At 41.6% G+C, this 19,810-nt stretch carries 13 protein-coding genes; 9 read left to right on the forward strand and 4 right to left on the reverse strand.

What is annotated here, in order from left to right:
- Positions 1-134 precede the first annotated feature (134 nt).
- Positions 135-1,697 (forward strand): ribonuclease Y, encoded by a 1,563-nt coding sequence (gene rny / locus FHS10_RS06345; RefSeq protein WP_259088568.1) that lies wholly within the window; start codon positions 135-137, stop codon positions 1,695-1,697.
- A gap of 67 nt (positions 1,698-1,764) precedes the next feature.
- Positions 1,765-2,301 (forward strand): Mpo1-like protein, encoded by a 537-nt coding sequence (locus FHS10_RS06350; protein WP_259088569.1) that lies wholly within the window; start codon positions 1,765-1,767, stop codon positions 2,299-2,301.
- Position 2,302: 1 nt separating this feature from the next.
- Here FHS10_RS06350 and FHS10_RS06355 read toward each other — a convergent pair whose 3' ends face one another.
- Positions 2,303-2,629 carry a helix-turn-helix transcriptional regulator gene (locus FHS10_RS06355; protein ID WP_259088572.1) on the reverse strand — a complete coding sequence of 109 codons (327 nt, stop codon included), beginning with the start codon at positions 2,627-2,629 and terminating at the stop codon, positions 2,303-2,305.
- Between the two features lie 695 nt (positions 2,630-3,324).
- Complete coding sequence (locus tag FHS10_RS06360; protein WP_259088584.1) at positions 3,325-3,651, reverse strand: ArsR/SmtB family transcription factor; 327 nt, start codon at positions 3,649-3,651, stop codon at positions 3,325-3,327.
- Positions 3,652-3,853: 202 nt separating this feature from the next.
- Here FHS10_RS06360 and FHS10_RS06365 point away from each other — a divergent pair, with 202 nt between their 5' ends.
- From FHS10_RS06365 to FHS10_RS06380, 4 genes are all read left to right on the forward strand, one after another.
- Positions 3,854-6,688, forward strand: coding sequence for a TonB-dependent receptor (locus FHS10_RS06365; protein WP_259088593.1), 2,835 nt, complete (start codon positions 3,854-3,856; stop codon positions 6,686-6,688).
- A 49-nt stretch (positions 6,689-6,737) separates the two neighbouring features.
- Positions 6,738-8,111 carry a beta-helix domain-containing protein gene (locus FHS10_RS06370; RefSeq protein ID WP_259088594.1) on the forward strand — a complete coding sequence of 458 codons (1,374 nt, stop codon included), beginning with the start codon at positions 6,738-6,740 and terminating at the stop codon, positions 8,109-8,111.
- A 99-nt stretch (positions 8,112-8,210) separates the two neighbouring features.
- Positions 8,211-8,714 carry a hypothetical protein gene (locus FHS10_RS06375; protein WP_259088595.1) on the forward strand — a complete coding sequence of 168 codons (504 nt, stop codon included), beginning with the start codon at positions 8,211-8,213 and terminating at the stop codon, positions 8,712-8,714.
- 166 nt (positions 8,715-8,880) lie between these two features.
- Positions 8,881-12,132: a TonB-dependent receptor gene (locus tag FHS10_RS06380; RefSeq protein WP_259088597.1), complete on the forward strand. Its 3,252-nt coding sequence runs from the start codon at positions 8,881-8,883 to the stop codon at positions 12,130-12,132.
- Positions 12,133-12,524: 392 nt separating this feature from the next.
- Here FHS10_RS06380 and FHS10_RS06385 read toward each other — a convergent pair whose 3' ends face one another.
- Together FHS10_RS06385 and FHS10_RS06390 are read right to left on the reverse strand one after the other, a co-directional pair.
- Entirely contained in the window at positions 12,525-14,270 is a 1,746-nt protein-coding gene (locus FHS10_RS06385) for an ATP-binding response regulator (protein ID WP_259088599.1), read from the reverse strand.
- 609 nt (positions 14,271-14,879) lie between these two features.
- Positions 14,880-16,634, reverse strand: coding sequence for a bifunctional lysophospholipid acyltransferase family protein/GNAT family N-acetyltransferase (locus FHS10_RS06390; protein ID WP_259088600.1), 1,755 nt, complete (start codon positions 16,632-16,634; stop codon positions 14,880-14,882).
- A gap of 78 nt (positions 16,635-16,712) precedes the next feature.
- Between FHS10_RS06390 and FHS10_RS06395 the strand changes: the two genes are divergently transcribed.
- From FHS10_RS06395 to FHS10_RS06405, 3 genes are all read left to right on the forward strand, one after another.
- Positions 16,713-17,579: a ComEA family DNA-binding protein gene (locus FHS10_RS06395; RefSeq protein ID WP_259088601.1), complete on the forward strand. Its 867-nt coding sequence runs from the start codon at positions 16,713-16,715 to the stop codon at positions 17,577-17,579.
- Positions 17,576-18,103: an adenine phosphoribosyltransferase gene (locus tag FHS10_RS06400; protein ID WP_259088604.1), complete on the forward strand. Its 528-nt coding sequence runs from the start codon at positions 17,576-17,578 to the stop codon at positions 18,101-18,103. Before FHS10_RS06395 ends, FHS10_RS06400 begins: the two co-directional genes overlap by 4 nt.
- A gap of 471 nt (positions 18,104-18,574) precedes the next feature.
- Positions 18,575-19,753: an acyl-CoA dehydrogenase gene (locus FHS10_RS06405; RefSeq protein WP_259088608.1), complete on the forward strand. Its 1,179-nt coding sequence runs from the start codon at positions 18,575-18,577 to the stop codon at positions 19,751-19,753.
- The last annotated feature ends 57 nt before the right edge of the window (positions 19,754-19,810 follow it).

Below are 19,810 nucleotides of genomic sequence, written 5' to 3' on the forward strand. Positions count from 1 at the left end.
ATCAAAGAGGCATGCGTTACTATAAGTACTAACGTAACCCATGATTCCAATATCCGAAATGAGGTTTTAAATACATGATACTTAAAAATTAGTTGCGGTTTTTTTATATACATACATACCACCAATAACCTAAAATGAACATACTATATGTTATTATCGGACTACTCGTAGGCACTGGCCTTGGGATAGTCATCGGACGCTTCCTGCTACTGAAGTTGTTCAAAGACCAGGAAGTATCGGCACAAAATAAAGTGAAGAAGATTTTAAAAGACGCTGAAAACAATGCCGAGATCCTGAAGAAAAATAAATTACTGGAAGCCAAGGAGAAGTTTTTACAAATGAAAGCTGAGCATGAGCAGGAAGTTACCACAAAAAACAACAACATCAACCAGCGCGAAAACGGTGTGAAACAAAAGGAGCAATCCATGAATCAACGCCTGGAAAACATGAACCGCAAGGAAAATGAGCTTGATAACACCCGCAAAAACCTGGAGAAACAAACCGAGATTGTTGTTAAAAAGCAGGAAGAGGTTGAGCTTCTTAAAAACTCGCACGTACAGCAATTGGAAACTATTGCAGGCTTATCTGCCGAGGATGCTAAGAACCAGTTGGTAGACAACCTGCGCGAAGAAGCCCGCAGCAAAGCCATGATACAGATTAAGGATATTGTGGACGAAGCTAAGCTTACCGCTACTAAAGAAGCTAAAAAGATAGTTATCCAAACCATTCAGCGTACCGCTACAGAAAGCGCTATCGAAAACACAGTATCTATCTTTAACATCGAAAATGATGAGATCAAGGGCCGTATCATCGGTCGTGAGGGTAGGAACATCCGAGCTTTGGAGGCCGCTACCGGTATCGAAATTATTGTGGATGATACTCCGGAGGCCATCATTTTATCAGGTTTTGACCCGGTAAGGCGCGAAATTGCAAGGTTGGCTATGCACCGTTTGGTAACAGATGGCCGTATTCACCCGGCGCGTATTGAAGAGGTGGTTGCCAAAACCAAAAAGCAAATTGAAGAAGAAATTGTTGAGATAGGCGAGCGTACCGTGATTGACCTGGGCATCCACGGTTTACACCCCGAGCTGATCCGTATGGTTGGCCGTATGCGCTACCGCTCATCTTATGGGCAAAACCTGTTACAGCACTCACGTGAGGTTGCTAACTTTTGCGCCACAATGGCTGCCGAGCTTGGCCTTAATGTAAAAATGGCTAAACGTGCCGGCTTGTTACATGATATTGGCAAAGTCCCTGATGATAACCCAGAACTGCCACACGCTATTTTGGGGATGCAATTGGCCGAAAAATATAAGGAACATCCTGAAGTTTGTAACGCGATAGGTGCCCACCATGATGAAATTGAAATGACATCGATGCTGTCGCCAATCATCCAGGCTTGTGATGCCATTTCTGGCGCCCGGCCGGGTGCACGCCGCGAAGTGGTTGAAAGCTACATCAAACGTTTAAAGGAGTTGGAAGAACTGGCAATGTCATATCCTGGTGTCGAAAAAACTTTCGCTATACAGGCCGGCCGCGAATTGCGTGTTGTGGTTGAAAGCGAAAAGATAAGCGATGCACAATCAGAAGTATTGGCTGCCGATATCTCAAACCGTATCCAAACCGAAATGACCTACCCGGGTCAGATCAAGGTTACCGTGATCAGGGAAACCCGTTCGGTAGCGTTCGCGAAATAATTAAACATCAAAAAATAAAAAATAAACCCTTTTGGCCTAAAGCTGAAAGGGTTTTTATATTTGTATTGTGGCAGCAAAAACATCAAATTCCAAAACCAATCCGGTACCTAAAACTGAAGAAACCAGTGCCGAACGTTTGTTGAACGGTTATGCCTTGAGTCATCAAGACCCGCTTAATAAAGTGATCCATTATATATGCGTACCGCTTTTAATGTTTAGCCTTTTTGGCTTGTTTTGGGCTATCCCTTTTCCTCACCTTCAATTTTTAGGATCGTATAACGGTTATTTTAACTGGGCATCCTTTGTTATAGCCATTGCTATTTACTACTATCTGCGCATTTCTCCGCTTATTTCATACGCCATCCTGTTTATACTGTTGGGCTTTAGCTATTTGATATTAGAGTTGCTCAGCTGGCAGCAATTAGGCGGGCCGGCTATGTGGCTTGTTTGCACCATCATTTTTATCCCAAGCATTTGCGTGGTGCTTATTGGTAATACCCGCGAAAAAACCTATGTACAATACGGGCTCAACATTAGCTCATTGCCCCTGGCCCCGGTTAGCATTATTTATAAATTACTTAAAGCCGTAGGTGTTAACAGGTAACTCATACCATAAGTTGTTTATTGGTAACAAAGCTAAATAGTTGCGCAATTTTTAGGGCCATTGTATCAAACAGGTGTTCATCTATAGCATATTTGATGTTCCCTTTATAGCCACTCGCCTTTATTATTCCCAGGGTTTTTAATTCGGCAATGTGTTTGTTGATGGTTTCGTGGTGAAAAGGGATTTCGTAAAAGTTTTCTTTGGTTATGGTATTACCATTAAGAATAATGGTACGGATAATAGCTATACGTACAGGTAATGCAAGGGCTTTGGCAAAATTGGCCAGCTCATTATCAGCATTTGAAAATTTAGAATCACTAAACGGCATAATAGTTCAATTGATAATATGAATTGAATGTTTTTTAAAAACATGTGTTTGTTAATGGGGAAGCATGCATCTGAAATCGAACAGTGATTTAACAAAATGCAGCAAACAGCAAAAAAACATTTATTGATTTTTTGCGAAGTAGTTTTTGATTGGATGTTTGATCAAATTCGCCAGGAGCGGAGAATTGAAAAGATTTTATCGGAATGTAAGGCTTTGGTGCCGAAGCACAGGTTTCTTAAATTGTATTTATAACAAACAGACCGCAATAAGCCAGTAGATAAACTTACAATGTGGGCTTTTAATAGTACAACAATATTTTTGCTGAAAATAACCCGCGGCCGCGATAAAAAGGCTATAGGCAAAGCCTTGGCACTTTTGTGTTTAGATACAGTATAGGTATTTAGCTTTGTAATGCTGTTCTTGAATGAGCAATGCGTTTCTGTAGATGAAGAACAGTTAGTACCGGGACACCTGGTAACATATAGACAAGAAAAAATGAAGTATAGCGATGCTACAATTAAAGATGAAATCTTTACGCTCATTTTGGCCTTAGTCATGCTGATTTGACGAAACTGGTTCTAATTGGCAAACTTATATCGCTGATGTTACTAAGGCATTAACTAATGATGAATATGGTGTTAATAATATCGCCGTTTAGTTAATTAGGTAATGTATGGTACACAACCTAAAAGAAGCTAAACCTCTTGGTTATTATTGATAGCGCTCAACATATTTTCAAATTCGATAGTGTACTTATTCCAGCGTTCGTGGTTTACATCATATAATGATTTTTTGCCGGATATGGTCATCGTAATCAGGCTGGCATCCATCAACTCTTTGAGATGGTGGGATACAGTGGGTTGGGCAAGTGGCAGGATCTCTACAACCTCGCCGCATGTTAAATGCGGATGTTGTGCCAAAATACGAAGGATGGCTATCCTTGCAGGATGCGAAAGCGCCTTGGCTACTAAAGACAGGTCCTGGTCTGTTGCTGTAAATTCAGCCTTTTTGTGATTAGCCATTGTTAAGATTAAGTGCCAAAGATATAATGGAATCTTTAATCTTAAGTACTTGTACTTCAAATCTTCATGTAATCTTCACGAATCATTTGGATAGTATTGTTACTATTAGATATAATCTAATATCTAAGATATTAGATTTGATAATATTTGCTTAACATAGGTTTAATGTGTTGCGGGTAGTTTTGACCCGTCAATAAAATTTATGTTCAAACTAAAAGTTTACTTCACGCTCCTGATTTTCATTTTAACTATAAGCACAGCGCTATTCGCGCAATCACCTGGTAAGATAGCCGGTAGGATAACCGATAAAAAGACAGGCGAAACTTTAATAGGCGCATCTATTGGAATTGAAGGGACAACTAAAGGTGCCTCAACCAATGTTGATGGCCGGTTTTTATTAAGTGACCTGCAGCCGGGAAAGTATACGCTTAGCATCAGGTACATTGGTTACCAAAGCAAATCGATATCTGATGTTGAAGTAAAAGCCGGAGCGGTTGTGCAGCTTGATGCCACGTTAGAAGAGGCATCAACACAGGCCTTAAAAGAAGTAACCATTAGAGCCACATACCGGCAAGAATCGGTAAATGCCCTATATGCGCGCCAAAAAACGAGCATTCAGGTTACTGATGGTATTTCGGCAGATGTTATCCGCCGGTCGCCGGATAGGAATACCGGCGATGTTTTAAAACGGGTAAGCGGTACATCTGTTCAGGACGGAAAGTTTGTTGTAATACGCGGATTGGCCGAGCGCTATAATAATAACCTGTTGAACAACGCTGTATTGCCAAGTTCCGAACCGGATAAAAAGGCCTTCGCGTTTGACATTATTCCCTCAAGCATGGTAGATAATATAGTGGTATACAAAACTGCCACGCCCGATTTGCCCGGCGATTTCTCAGGCGGTACCATTAATACAATTACTAAAGATATTCCCGACAATCAGTTTTTAGAGGCCTCCTTAAGTGTAGGTTATAACTCAAAAACTACCTTTAAAAATAATTTTATTAATGCCCGCCCATCAGGTAAATATGATTTTCTTGGCTTTGATGATGGATCAAGGAAATTGCCTGCGGCTTATTCAAGTGTGAAAAATAACTATACATCGGGTACCACCAGCGATCAAAAGGTTGCTATAGCGCAGCAGTTTCCAAATACATTTTATTACCAGGAGGGCCAAAATAGCTTGCCAAATATCGGTTTCCAGTTTTCTACGGGTAATTCGCACACATCAAAAAGCAATAACCGCTTTGGCTATAACTTCAGCTTAAATTATAGTAACGGGCACCGCTCGTCATTTGGTGATAGGATAGGGTATACCGGTTTTAATGATGCATCTAAAGAGCTGCCATTATATAGCTATGATCGCAACGTATTCAGTAATTATAAAAGCCTGGGCGGTTTGCTCAATTTTGCATACACCTTCGGGCGTAATAAAATAGCTTTGCGAAACCTGTATAATAACGATTTTACCGTCGATTTTGAACAAACGAGCAATGCGCTAAACTTTGAAGCCAGCCAAACAGATCCTTTACGTTACCGCGGCTATTCTGTTGAAACCACCCAAAATGGCATTTATTCGTCAGTATTAGAAGGGCAGCATACCCTGGGTAAGCGTAATATTATTTTTGACTGGAATGCATCATACGGTCTGTCGTACCGCAATCAGCCCGATCAACGCATTGTTACCGTTTATACGCCGCTAAACCAGCCCGAATATATTTCTTTATCGAGCGAGAACAGTCCTAAACCGAATGACCTGGGCAGGGTATACTCTACTTTGCATGAAAACATATCGGGTGCTAAAGCCAACCTGGCCATTCCGTTTAAATGGATGGACCAGCCACAACGTTTAAAATTTGGTGGTTTGATCTCGCACCGCAGTCGCGATTTTAGTATCGACGCCTTGGGCTATACAGATGCTGTTGGCTTTGGTAACAGGAACATTATATTGCAAAACGGTTATACAACAGCTAATGTGTTTAGCCCCGAAAGTATCAAATCAAATGGTATTGATCTTTCCCGTCTGGATCAAAGCTCAACAGATTATACTGGCAAAGCCGATCAGGATGCCGGTTATCTAATGCTGGATAACAAGTTTACCAATAAACTTAGGTTTGTGTGGGGTGCAAGAGTTGAGCGTTACAATCAAACTTTATTACCCGCAGGTAAAACACTACAGGAATATAACAATACCGATGTTTTGCCATCGGGCAACTTAACCTATGGCTTAACCGAAAAAGCAAATTTCAGGGCATCATATTTTCGCTCGGTTAACAGGCCCGAATTCAGGGAATTGGCCAGCTTCAGGTATTTTGATTATCAAACCAATTTTATCATCAGCGGTAACCCCGCTTTACAGCGCAGTTTGGTTGATAACGCCGATATCCGTTACGAGTACTTCCCATCCGGCGGCGAAATTATCTCTGTATCGGCATTCTACAAAAAGTTTAAAAACCCTATTGAGCAAATTAACCAGGGCAATGATATCTTAACCTATCAAAACGCGTTAAGTGCAAAAGATATTGGTGTTGAAGCAGAATTGCGTAAGAAACTGAATTTTATTGCCGAAGGCAGCTTTTTACGTAATGTTACCTTTTACGTAAACGCCTCCTATATAAATGCAAAGGTAAAACTGGCCGACGGCAGGGCAGTATCAACGCCCTTGCAAGGGCAATCGCCTTACCTCATCAATTCTGGTTTGTATTACACTCCTGATAATGCCGATTTTTCATTCAATATCCTTTACAACCGCATTGGCGAACGCCTGAAGTTCAGAGCGGTAACCGGTGGCGTAGATATCTATGAAAAACCGCGCGATGTGATAGACATGCAACTGAGTAAAGCCCTGTTTAACAAACACGCCGAAATCAAATTAACCGTATCAGATCTGCTGGCGCAGCCATTTGTTTATTATAATAATTACGGCTCATCAAGCAGTACGGCTTATAAAAAAGGTGAAGATAAGGTAATTCAAAGCCGTTACTCAGGCTTTGGCACTACGCTTTCCTTTAAATACAATTTTGATTTCAAAAAATAAGAATAACTAAAAATCCCGATACAAAAGAAAGAACGATTATCAGTCAATTATGAAAAAAGCGATTTATTTATTCGGTGCCGCGGCTCTTTTAGCCTTTGCATCGTGCTCTAAGGACAAAGATCCTGGAACAACTCCCCCTGTTACACCTCCTGTAACCAACCTTGACGTAAGAGGTAACATTACTAAAGATACCCATTGGACAGCCGGTATAACTTACCGCATCAGGGGTTATGTTTATGTTGATGGTGCAACTCTTACTATCGATCCGGGAACAAAAATTGTAAGTAACAAAGACTCTGCCGGTGTTTTAATTATCTACAAAGGAAGCAAGATCAATGCTGCCGGTACTGCTGCTAAGCCAATTGTTTTCACTTCGGCAGAAGCATCACCTAAACCGGGCGATTTTGGTGGCCTTGTAATTGTTGGTAATGCAACAGGTAACGGTAACCATGCCGTATTAGAAGGTGGTGTTGACGTAGCTCACCAATCATTTGGTGGTACTAATGATGCCGATAACTCCGGTGTTTTACAATATGTACGTATTGAATACGGTGGTAAAGCTGTTAACCCTGGCGACGAGGTGAATGGTTTAAGTATGTACACAGTAGGAAGCGGTACTACTGTTGATCACGTTGAGGTATTACGTGGCCTTGACGACGCGTTTGAGTTTTTTGGCGGAGCCTTCAACGCTAAATACCTTATTGCTTACAACAACGCCGATGATGATTATGATATGGACGATGGATACCATGGTAAAATTCAGTTTGCGGTTTCAATTAAAGATCCGGCCTTTACTGATAACAAAGGTACAACCGGCGATATTTCAAACAACTTTGAGGTTGATAATACTACCGATGCAAAGGGTTATTTATTAACCCCGGTAACCAACCCAACTTTATCAAATTTTACAGCCATCGGTCCTAACAACGCTACCGGAGTATCCGCCGATTATGGTTACGGTATGCGTTGGAGAAGAGGTGCTAAATTCACCCTTGCCAACTCTATTGTTATGGGCGGCCAAAAAGCAGGTTTTGATATCGATAATGATCCTACTGCTCAATTTTACATTAGCGGTACAAGCGGATTTTTGAATAGCTTGTTACAATCATATGGCGATAACTATAAAGTTGATAAACTGGCTACTGCAGGTTTGTTAACTGCTGCAGGCTTAAAAACTTTGGTTGAAGGCCGCGACAAAAGCAAAACTTATGCTGCTGCAACTGATATTGGTTTAACAGATCCGTTTAATAACACTGCTCCAAACCTGCTTCCTAAATCAGGTTCGGCTGCGGCTACTGCGGCTGCGGCGTTTACTGCTACTGCTTTAACAGATTCGTTCTTTACCAAAGTAACTTACGTTGGCGCTATTGACCCGGCTGGTACCGATTGGTCAAAAGCTTCATGGACTGCTTACGGTAAATAATATCTTTTAAAAGAAAAACCTGGTTTAACGCCAGGTTTTTCTTGGTTTTAATGTTGCATTTAGTTCATTATCTACGTATTGTATAATAAAACCTGCATCATGAAACATACAATTACCTTTTCAGTTATCTTATCGGCTTTAATTTTAATCGCCGCTTGTGGTAAAAGCACGCAGCCGGAAATTGATACCAAACTCACAGACTGTCCGGCAAACTCAGACTGTACTTTTAGTTTCCAGGATAAAGCAGACTTGGTCGCTCCAAATAAGGTGATAAATGGTAACAGTACTGTTTTTTATTATAGTAGTATTAATACAAGGCTTTGCAGTGCAACCACGCAGCTTTATTTTAAAGCAAACACCGACGGAGGTACTTTTAAAGTAAGTGGCAGTGAAATAGCCGGCAATAGTGCTGTATATAATTTTATTTGCCCCTGCTGCGACTATATTGGTGTGAAACCAATTGGCGGCGAAATTAAAGGTAAGCGGATTAATGGATCAAAATGGTTAGTTAACGCTGTTGTGATATTAGGTAATGAGCAAGCTAAATTTACAGATACGCTAAAAATTAATCAATACTACAACCTTCAAAAGCTAATTATGTAAAAGTTAATTTATTGTCAATTTTTTTATGGAAATAGCTTGTTTAGCTATAATTTGCGTCTTAAAAGGACGAATTGTAAAGTTACATTAAACAGGTGTTAATATAATAATACAGTGTTAACACTGTATTAACATTGGAGCAGGACTTTTGTGTTCAAAATAAACACAAATGAAAAAGCTTTACTTTATCCTTTTATCACTGCTGATTATTGGGGTTGCTAATGTTGCCAGCGCGCAAATTACAACGTCATTAGTTAGTGGTAAAGTTACCGATCAGAAGGGCGTAACCCTGCCAGGTGTTACTATTACCGTACTTAACACCAGTACCGGCACCCGTTACGGCTCACAAACCAATTCTGACGGCCGTTACACTATTGCTAACGTTAACCCGGGTGGTCCTTACACCATCACAGCTTCATTCGTAGGCTTTAAAAAAGAAGAAAGAAATGATGTTAACCTAAGTTTAGGTAGCGTAACTTTCAACTTTGCGCTTGCCGATGAAACTACTTCCTTATCTGAAGTAAAAATTAAGGCTTCTGCCGGTGGTACCAAAACTGGTGCAAGCACCCGCATTAACCAAAATCAAATTAAAAACCTGCCTACCATTAACCGTAGCTTGCAGGATTTAACAAGGTTAACCCCACAAAGTAACAACAACTCTTTCCAGGGAACCAACTACCGTTACAATAACGTAACGCTTGATGGTGCCATTAATAACGATGCAATTGGTTTTAGCCCATCATTAGGTGGTCAAAACAATGCATCTGGCCAGGTTGGTAGCAGCACACGTACAAGCCCGGTATCATTAGATGCTATCCAGGATGTACAGGTATTAGTTGCTCCTTATGATATTAAGATTGGTAACGTATTAGGTGGTAGTATCAACGCGGTAACCCGTAGTGGTACCAATGATTTTACCGGTTCAATCTACGGTTTCGGTCGCGGTGCGTTTTTGGTAGGTCCTAACAATGCTTCTGCTGCTGCTGGTGGCGATGGCTCAAAACTACCATCAACTTTCCACGATTACCAAACAGGTATCCGTTTAGGTTTTCCTATCATCAAAAACAAATTATTCTTCTTTACAAATGAGGAGATTGCACGCCGTCAGGACCCGGTTATTCGTGGTGCAGATGCAAGCGGTTCAAGCCAGATCCTGAGCTTAACTGATGCGCAAAACTTAGCTACAGCATTCACCAAATATACCGGTGTAAGCCCAGGTACTTATCAAAATACTTCAATCTATTCACATTCAAACAAATTCTTTAACCGTTTGGATTGGAATATCAACGATAATAACCAGTTAACTATCCGTAACAATACCATCACATCTACAGCTACAAACTTAGAGCGCGATCAGCAAAACTTCCGTTTTGGTGGTATTGATTATACCTCTCATAACAACTCAACATCAACAGTTGCCGAGTTAAAAACAAGGTTTTCAAATGATGCGAGCAATAGCTTGGTTTTAGGTTACTCAAACGTACATGATTTCCGTGATCCTAATTCAGATCCATCGTTGCCACAAATTGAAATAACCGGCCGTACACCAGGTACAACCATATTTATGGGTACCGACCGTGAGGCTGCTATTTTTGACATGCACCAGAAAACTACCGAGTTTACCGATAACTTTACACTTACTAAAGGAAGACATACCTTTACTTTTGGTACACACAACGAGTTTTATAACATTACTTATAACTTCGTAAATGCCTGGAATGGTCGTGTTGCTTACAGCAGCATTGAAAACTTTATCAATAATGTTCCTTCACGTGTACGTGCTAACTACAACTACACTGATAACACCAGGGATTACATTTTAGCTAACCCATCAGCTCAATTTAAAGTTAACCTGTTAAGCTTATATGGGCAGGACGAAATTCAGCTTACTGATAACTTTAAACTGACTGCAGCTTTACGTTTAGATTACGCTGGCGTACCTAACAAACAGCCTTTAAGCAGCAAAACAACCGGAGCAGTTTCTGATCCTAACTACGGAAACACGTTCACTTACACTAAGCCAAGAGACATTAAGCAAAATTATTTGAGCAATGTTGAATTTAACCCACGTGTATCATTTAACTATGACGTTAACGGCGATCAAAGCCTGATCGTTCGTGGTGGTAGCGGCTTCTTTACTGGTCGTGTTCCTTTTGCATGGTTTGGTTACGCGTTTTATAACAACGGTACAACCTACGGTGCTTATGATAGCAAAGCAGCTCAAAAAGCAGGTACTAACCCGGTACAAATTGCGCCTAACGGTGGTTTAAACTACGTTAATCAACAAGGTGCAAATACTGCCGCTACAGGCCCAACCCAGGTGGATTTAATTGACAACAACTTTAAAATGCCGCAGGTTTGGAGAAGCAGCTTAGCTTTTGATTATACAACTGATGATCAGTGGAAATTTACTGTTGAAGGTATTTATACCAAAACTATCCACGATTTGAAATTCCAACAAGTGAATACCAAGGATAGTGTAACATACTACACTTACGATACCCAAAAACAACAGCCAATATTTGTTAACCAAAAAGTAAGCCCATCATTTACCAACGCTTATGAGTTATCAAACACAAGCCTTGGTTACCGTTATAGCTTAACCGCCCAGGTTGGTAAAACCTTCCCATTTGGTTTAAGCGGTAATGTGGCATATACTTACGGTCATTCAAAAGATGTAACCAACGGTATCCGTAACTCAATGGAATCAAACTGGCAGTTAAACCAGGCTTTAAACCCTAACAACCCGGGTTTGGCTAACTCAAACTTTGATATCCGTCACCGCATTGTGTCAAACGTCAACATCCGTCATGACTGGGATGCTGCTAAAAACTATACTGCAAACTTCAGCTTCTTCTTCAGCGCACAATCTGGTAACCCATACACTTATGGTTTTTACCCAAGCGCTATTGATGGAACAGGTCAACAAGTTAGTTTAGCTTATATTCCTAAACAAGGCGAAACTGTTAATTTCTTTACCGACATAGTAGGTGGCCAGACAGCTGCGCAGCAAGCTGCCGCTTTTGATGCGTTCATCAATAAAAACAGCTACCTGTCATCACGTCGTGGTAATTTCACACAACGTAACGCAGCGTTTACACCATGGAATAACCAACTTGATTTCCGTTTTGCCCAGGACTTTAAATTTGGTAACGGTAAACACAAACAAGTGATCACTTTCACTTATGATATTGTTAACTTAACCAACCTGTTGAACAAAAAATGGGGGCAGTACTATTTCTCTGCTAACACCTTTAACTCAACATCAAGCATTGGTTTAACGCCAAAAACAACACCATCATTTGCTAATGCAGCAACAACTTATCCAAAATATACTTTCCAGGATCCAGGATTGCCATATTCAGTTGATTTGTTTGCATCCCGCTGGCAAATGCAGTTTGGTATCCGCTACGCGTTCTAATCACCAAACAACGTAATATAAAAAGTCCCTGCCGTTATCGGCAGGGACTTTTTGTTTATGTATTAAATTTGAGTGGTAATAGTTAAAGCTATGTCATTGCTTCGTTCCTCGCAATGACATGGCGAAGTTGTGATTCGATACTGCCGGGCAATCGCATACTTTACAGGCCGGCTCTGTACCGTTCGCGATTGCTTCGTGCCTACCCATGACAAGTCCACCATGTCATTGCGAGGCACGAAGCAATCGCATGCTATACAGGGCGAATCTGCACAGTTCGCGATTGCTTCGTTCCTCGCAATGACATAGCTTTATATTGTCATTCTACCTTCAGAATTTCGCGAAATTTTACAACTCGCAATGACATAGTTTTATAGGCACACTTAACCACTATCCTACCTATCCACAAGTGACTCCGCCCTTAAATGCTTCAAAACAGTAGTCAACACCGTTTGCGGGGCAAAAGGTTTCAGGATGCAATCAACAAAACCACTATCAAGCAAATCTTTTAGCATTTTATCATCAACAAGCGAGGCTGTAAATGCAATTACAGGGATGGATGGGTATAGCCTGGTTACTTCGTAAATAGCAGTGTAGCCGTTCATTACCGGCATTTCCAGGTCCATTAAAATAATGTGATAATTTTGATTCAGCGCTAATTCGTCAAGTGCTTCCCGGCCGTTGTAAGTACCGGTAACAATGGCTTCAAAGCCGGTAAGGCACTTTTTTGCCACCAGCATATTGATCTTGTTATCTTCAACTAACAACACCTTAACGCCGGCCAGGTTATCGCCTGGTATAATGCCCTGCTCTTTAAGCTGATATTGATCTTCGGGATACTCCAGTGTCAATTTAAAGCTAAAAGTGCTCCCCTTATCTTTATCACTCACCAAAACAAGCGTGCTGTTCATTAACTTTAACAAGCGCAGGCAATTGGTAAGGCCAAGGCCGGTACCAACCATTTGCCTGGTATTTTCATTATAAACCTGGTAAAAGCTTTCAAATATCAGTTCCTGGTCATCACTATCTATCCCAATGCCAGAATCCTGCACACTAATATTAACCTCAATATGCTTTTCAGTTTTATGGATACAATCGGCTTTAAGCCTGATGTACCCGCTTTCGGTGAATTTGAGGGCGTTTGCAAAAAGGTTATTGATAATTTGTATTAGATGGAGATCATCGGCCAGCACAATAATATTTAATTGCGGGTCGATGTCGATATCAAGCTTTAGGCCCTTTTGTCTGAAAGCCGCAAGGAAAGGCAGCCCCGAGTTGAGCAAAAGATTTCGCAGGTTAACTTTTACCGGGTGGTTCTCTAATTGGCCGGCCTCTATTTTATTAAAGTCAAGAATGTCGTTCACCTGTTTCAGCATATGGTCTGAGCAGTATTGCAGGATCTGCATATATTTCGCTTGATCCATCGGATCGTCCTTCATCAGGGCAATGGTACCAATAATGCCGTTTAATGGTGTTCGTAACTCATGTCCCATAGTAGCCAAAAACTGGGTGCGGGTATTAATAACCTGTTTACTTTGCGCTGTTAGTTCATTGATATACATCTTTTCAAAAAAGATATAAGCTACCGCGAATACGATGGTTGATGAGATAGCTACAATACGGTTAACAATAGCCAGCTTATTAATTTGAGCTACAGTAAAACTCTCTAAGGGCTGCATGGTGCGCCCTATAATGATGCTGAGGCCGAATGAAAGCAGGATGACCGAGATGTAAATAAAAATCTGTTTGTACCTTACCTGTTTCAAATCTATCACTATAGGGACAGCTATCAGTACGGGGAAAAAATATAGGTACGCGTCAGACTGTAGACCTTCTAATACAACCGAAAAAATGAGGAGCGCGCAAATCAAATAGATGATGGATATGGTTAGGTTTAAAACTACACCCTGGTACTTGAGCAGCATGAATAATAAAATGGCGAAGCAGAAGCAAGCCACCAAAAACGAAGAAACATAGATGCCGGCATAGGCATCATAAACAGAAAGGCCTATACCCGTAAAAAGCGCGGCTAATCCCAGCTGATAAGATCTTTTAGAAACCTCTTTGATATCAAAAAGGGGGTTAAGATGCTTATCGTTGCGCTCAATTTGCTTGTGATACTTATCGGTTGTATTGCTCATTACACCTGTTTGCAGGCATTCGGTTTAACATTCATCAATTGCACAGGAAGGTTGGCTGGTGATGCCTTTCATGCACAATAAATGTACCTAAATATTTTATAAAAGTAAATGAAGTAAGGAAGATTGCGGGTTGTAAAATACGGCAGACAGTGGAAGGACAATATAAAGCTATGTCATTGCGAATAATAAAATCCCGCGGACTGTGAAGGGGGAAATGACAACCCCCTTTAACCCCGCTGTCATGCTGAACTTGTTTCAGCACCCCACACGCTAAGTATACATCATGCGGAAAACCTGTCCTGTGGGAGCCTGAACGTAGTGAAGGATCTTCTTCGTTAGAAAAGTCTGCAATTAGCAGGGCGAAGAAGATCCTTCGTTCCTCAGGATGACAAACTTTTACGTCATTTCCCCTTCAGAGTCCCCTGGATTTTATTATTCGCAATGACATAATTTTATATTGTCATGTCCACCTTCACAGTCCGCGGATTTTACAACTCGCAATGACATGGTGTAGAATCCAGACTTACGAAGTTTGAAAAACTTCGTAAGTCTTTCGGCGCGTTGTCATTTCCATTTCAATCGCCACCTATCATGCTTCCCCTTTGTTTCTTACAAATTTTTACCCAATTTATCCAAAATATCCTGTGGCACCTGTTCCAGATCCAGCACCAGGAAACCATCAAGGCAATCGGCAAATTTAGGGTCGATGTTAAAGCTGATGATCTTGGCATTAAGGGCAATATACTGGCGCAGCAGTACAGGCACCTTCATGTTGCGGGTTTCTACTTCCGATATCAGGTTATCCAGCCCTTTAAAACTGTCTTCGCCGGCCATCAGCAGGTCGGTATCAATGCTTGCAAAATCAACTTTGAATTTTTTACGGGGCTTAACATATTGTGCCAGCTCATGATCAAAGTGGTTACGGTTAATGTAATCAACAATTAACGATTTGGAAAATTTGGAGAATGCGTTGCTGATGCTTACCGGCCCTATTAAATAACGGTAGCGTGGGTTATCAATTAAAAACTTAAGGATCCCTTTCCACAATAAAAACAGTGGCAGGGGTTTGGTTTGGTATTCCTTGCGGATCCATGAGCGGCCCAGCTCAAGGCTTTTGCGCAATACCGGCGTAAACTGGGTTTTAAGCTTAAATAGCTCATTTACATAAAACCCCTTTTTACCAACGCTGTAAAAGATCTCATCGCCAAGGCCAATGCGGTATGCACCTACAATCAGCTTTGCTTCAAAATCCCAAATGAACAGGTGGTTATAATAAATATCATACTCATCCAGATCGATGGCTTTGTTTGATCCTTCACCAATTTCCCTGAAGGTAATTTCGCGCAGGCGGCCAATTTCGCGGATCACATTGGGGATCACCGAGGTTGGCACAATAAAAACCTCATAGTTTTTTTCGGTCCACACCTTGTAATTATCGCGCAGCGGCTCCACTTCTCTTTCCAATATGGCCGAACTGATTTCCGGGACAATTTCTTGAGGCTCGCGTTTGATCTTAAATAGGTTGCGCGGGTTGAAAATTTTCTTCTCCTCCTCCAAACCGGTGCCTAAGGCATAAGTGCGAGCGCGTAAAAAGTTGAGCAGTTTTGAGCTGTTGTTATAATCGGGCACCTCCAATACATTAATTGGTTTACCTATGCGCAGTTTAATGGTGTGGCCGTGTTTATTGAACAACTCCGACGGTAGCTTTGCAGTACGCAATGCCGGATGAATAAGGCTGAGCAGATTAAACAGCAAACCATTATTGCCGTGGAAATAAATAGGTACAACAGGCACTTTTGCTTTTGCTATAATTTTGCCAACAACCGGGTGCCAAAGCTTATCGGTTACCTGCTGCTGCTCTACCTTAAAGGTTGATACCTCACCGGCGGGGAAAATTCCAATTGGGGTGCCACTGTTTAAAAGCTCAAGCGTGTTTTTTAAGCCGCTGATACTTGAAGAATGCTCAACGTTTTCAAAAGGGTTTACAGCTATGAAAAAATCGCTTAGGTTAGGGATCTTTTTAAGCAGGAAATTGGCCATCAGTTTTGCATCGGGCCTTACGGTTAGCAGCATTTTTAGCAGCACAAGGCCTTCAATACCACCATATGGGTGGTTGGCAATGGCTATAAACGAGCCCGTTTTGGGGATATTCCTTAGTTCGCGTTCATCAAACTCGATATCTATACCGCAGCCCTCTAAAATAGCATCAATAAATTCGATGCCTTGTTTAGGTTGCGCTGCTGCAAAAAGCTCGTTAACCTGGTTAATTTTCATGAGCTCCATCAATAAAGCGGCCAGGCCAGGCATTTTCAGCTTATCCAGTTTTGTGGCTTTGGCAAACTCTTCGGTGGTTATTACTTTCATTTTTTAATAACAATGTATTTGATTAACAAATAAATATCCTGAAATTTTATTTAATTTAACACCTGGTAACATATATAAATGAAGGCGTATATTAAAAACTACCTGTCCATCACAAAAAAGGAATGGAACGGTATGGTGGTAGTAATTATTTTAATGGCATTGGTTTTAGCCGCGCCATATGTTTATCAGGCAAACCGCAAAGATAATACAATAAATTTTAATGCCTTTGATAAAGCGGCCGCTATGCTTAATAAAGCTAAAACCGGTTTGCCCGATGATGGATCACCAACAGATAGTAAAAAGCAGGCAAATACTCCCCTGTTTACTTTTAACCCAAATAACTTACCTCTTGCCGATTGGGAAAAATTAGGCCTTTCGGCGCAGCAGGTACAGGTGATCAGAAATTACGAAGCTAAAGGAGGCAGGTTTTACAGTAAGGCAGATGTTAAAAAGATGTACTCCATTACCGATGTAGATTATAAACGCCTGGAGCCGTATATCAATTTGCCGGCAAGCGATCATTATGCTAAGAAAGCAGCGCCGGGCGTGGTCATTGAAATAAACGCCGCCGATTCGGCAAAGCTAACTACCATCCGTGGTATAGGACCATCGTTTGCCAGGCGGATTGTGCGGTACCGCGATAGGATAGGGGGCTTTTATGATAAGGAACAGCTAAAAGAGGTATTTGGATTGGATGATGCCAAATATGCCGAGATAAAAAATGGCGTTGCTGTAGATGGTAAACACGTAGTTAAATTGAATGTAAATATAGCCACTTTCGATCAGCTCAGGCGTTTCCCGTATTTAAGCTTTAAGCAGATGAACGCCATTTTAGAATACCGCAATCAACACGGCGATTATGAGTCATTAGCCGATATGAAAAATATTGCCATACTTGATGACGGAATTTTGCGTAAAATTGGGCCTTATTTAGTTTTCAAATGATAGCCGAGCAAATAAAAAAAGCCATCCGCGATATTCCAGACTTCCCTAAACCGGGAATTGTTTTTAAAGATATAACCCCCATTTTAAAAGAGCCAGCACTGTGCGATAACATTATAGCCGCATTTGTGGAGCAATTGAAAGGCACCCGCATTGATGTGATAGCAGGTATTGAAAGCCGCGGGTTTTTATTTGGGTTAACGCTGGCCACAAAATTGGGGATCCCTTTTGTACCGATACGCAAAGCGGGTAAATTACCTTATACCATAAAGAGGAAGGCCTATAAATTAGAATATGGCGAGGCCGTTATTGAATGCCATACCGATGCGTTTGAACCCGGTCAACATATCCTTATCCACGACGACTTGTTAGCAACCGGGGGCACCGTAACCGCGGCCAGCGAACTGATCCAGGAGATGGGCGGTATAGTAGCCGGTTTCTCTTTTGTGGTTGAGCTTGGCTTTTTAAAAGGCAGGGAGCGGATAGCGCCTATTAGCGATACCCTGGTGGTGCTGGCGGAGTATTAGTTCATTGAAATGGGAGTCAAGTTAATCAATAATCCTGGTAATCTTTTAATCCGATGAATCAAGGTTCAGGCAATTTTTTGCGTTAGGGATCGTCGCGGATACCGGCCAATGTGGCTAAGGCCTGTGCAGTATGAGCATAGAGCCCGGCCGCAGGCAACGCCCATAGTTGGATTCAAGATTTATGGACAAAGGATAAATGGAATTGGGCAGATCATCGATTTCGATAAGCAATGGATGATCTTGAAAGAGGGCTCAAAACCTCTCTTCCTAAATAATTGACTGGATTTTAATCCACTTTTAACTTTTTTTTGAAAATATTTTTTGTTGTTTCCCTATCCCCAAAACCACCCTATTTAAACTAAACCTATTATTCATACCCAATACCATTCTGTACTATATTTTAGGCTCATTTTATTAAAACTAAGCTGATAATTAAATCGTTAATTTGTATAACCAGTTATATAAATTAGTATGGAAACCCTACTTTCAGACGGTCCGGTATTAGGCGGATTCGACTTTTCTGCAAACGAAAATCAGCGTATGGTAGGCCAAATGGCCAAAGATTTTGCCGAACGCAACATTAAACCTCACGTAATGGAATGGGACGAGGCCCAACATTTCCCAATCGAACTATTTAAGCAATTAGGTGAGCTGGGTATGATGGGGGTAGTAGTGCCCGAGATCTATGGCGGCTCGGGCTTTGGGTATTTTGAATATGTTACCGTTATTGTGGAGATAGCCAAAGTTTGTGGCTCGATTGGTTTATCATTGGCCGCCCATAACTCGCTATGCACCGGCCACATCCTGGCCTTTGGCAGCGAAGAGCAAAAACACAAATGGCTGCCCAAACTGGCTACCGCCCAATGGCTTGGCGCCTGGGGCCTAACCGAAGCCAATACAGGATCTGATGCCTTAGGCATGAACACCACCGCCGTTTTGGATGGCGATCATTATATAGTTAATGGCTCCAAAAATTGGATCACCCATGGTAAATCGGGAGATGTGGCTGTGGTAATGGTGCGCACCGGTAATAAAGGTGATTCGCGCGGCATCTCGGCATTGGTTATTGAAAAGGGCACGCCTGGCTTCACCCATGGCAAAAAGGAAAATAAACTGGGCATGCGTGCCTCCGAAACTACCGAGCTGATCTTTGATAATTGCCGGGTACCTAAACAGAATTTGTTGGGCGTAGAGGGCGAAGGCTTTAAACAAGCCATGACGGTGCTGGATGGTGGCCGCATCTCTATTGCGGCGTTATCCTTAGGGATTGCGAAGGGTGCTTTTGAGGCAGCGGTAAGTTATTCAAAGGAGCGCCGGCAGTTTGGCCAACCGATAAGTAATTTCCAGGGCATAGCTTTCAAATTGGCCGACATGGCTACCGAAATTGAAGCCGCCGAACTATTGGTAATGCAGGCGGCGGACTTGAAGAACCGCCACCTGCCGGTAACCAAACAATCGGCCATGGCCAAATACTTTGCATCAGAAACCGCAGTGCGTACCGCTACCGAGGCTGTACAGATCTTCGGCGGGTACGGCTATACCAAAGACTTCCCTGTTGAGAAATACTACCGCGATGCCAAGCTATGTACCATAGGAGAGGGGACAAGTGAGATTCAGAAGATTGTAATAAGCAGGGAAGTGTTGAGGTGAGATAGAGGTAATATTTAAATCTTTTTAACAAATACCCGCCTGAAAATAAGCTAATTT

The sequence above is a fragment of the Mucilaginibacter dorajii genome, from assembly GCF_024808255.1.
Taxonomy (GTDB): Bacteria; Bacteroidota; Bacteroidia; order Sphingobacteriales; family Sphingobacteriaceae; genus Mucilaginibacter; species Mucilaginibacter dorajii.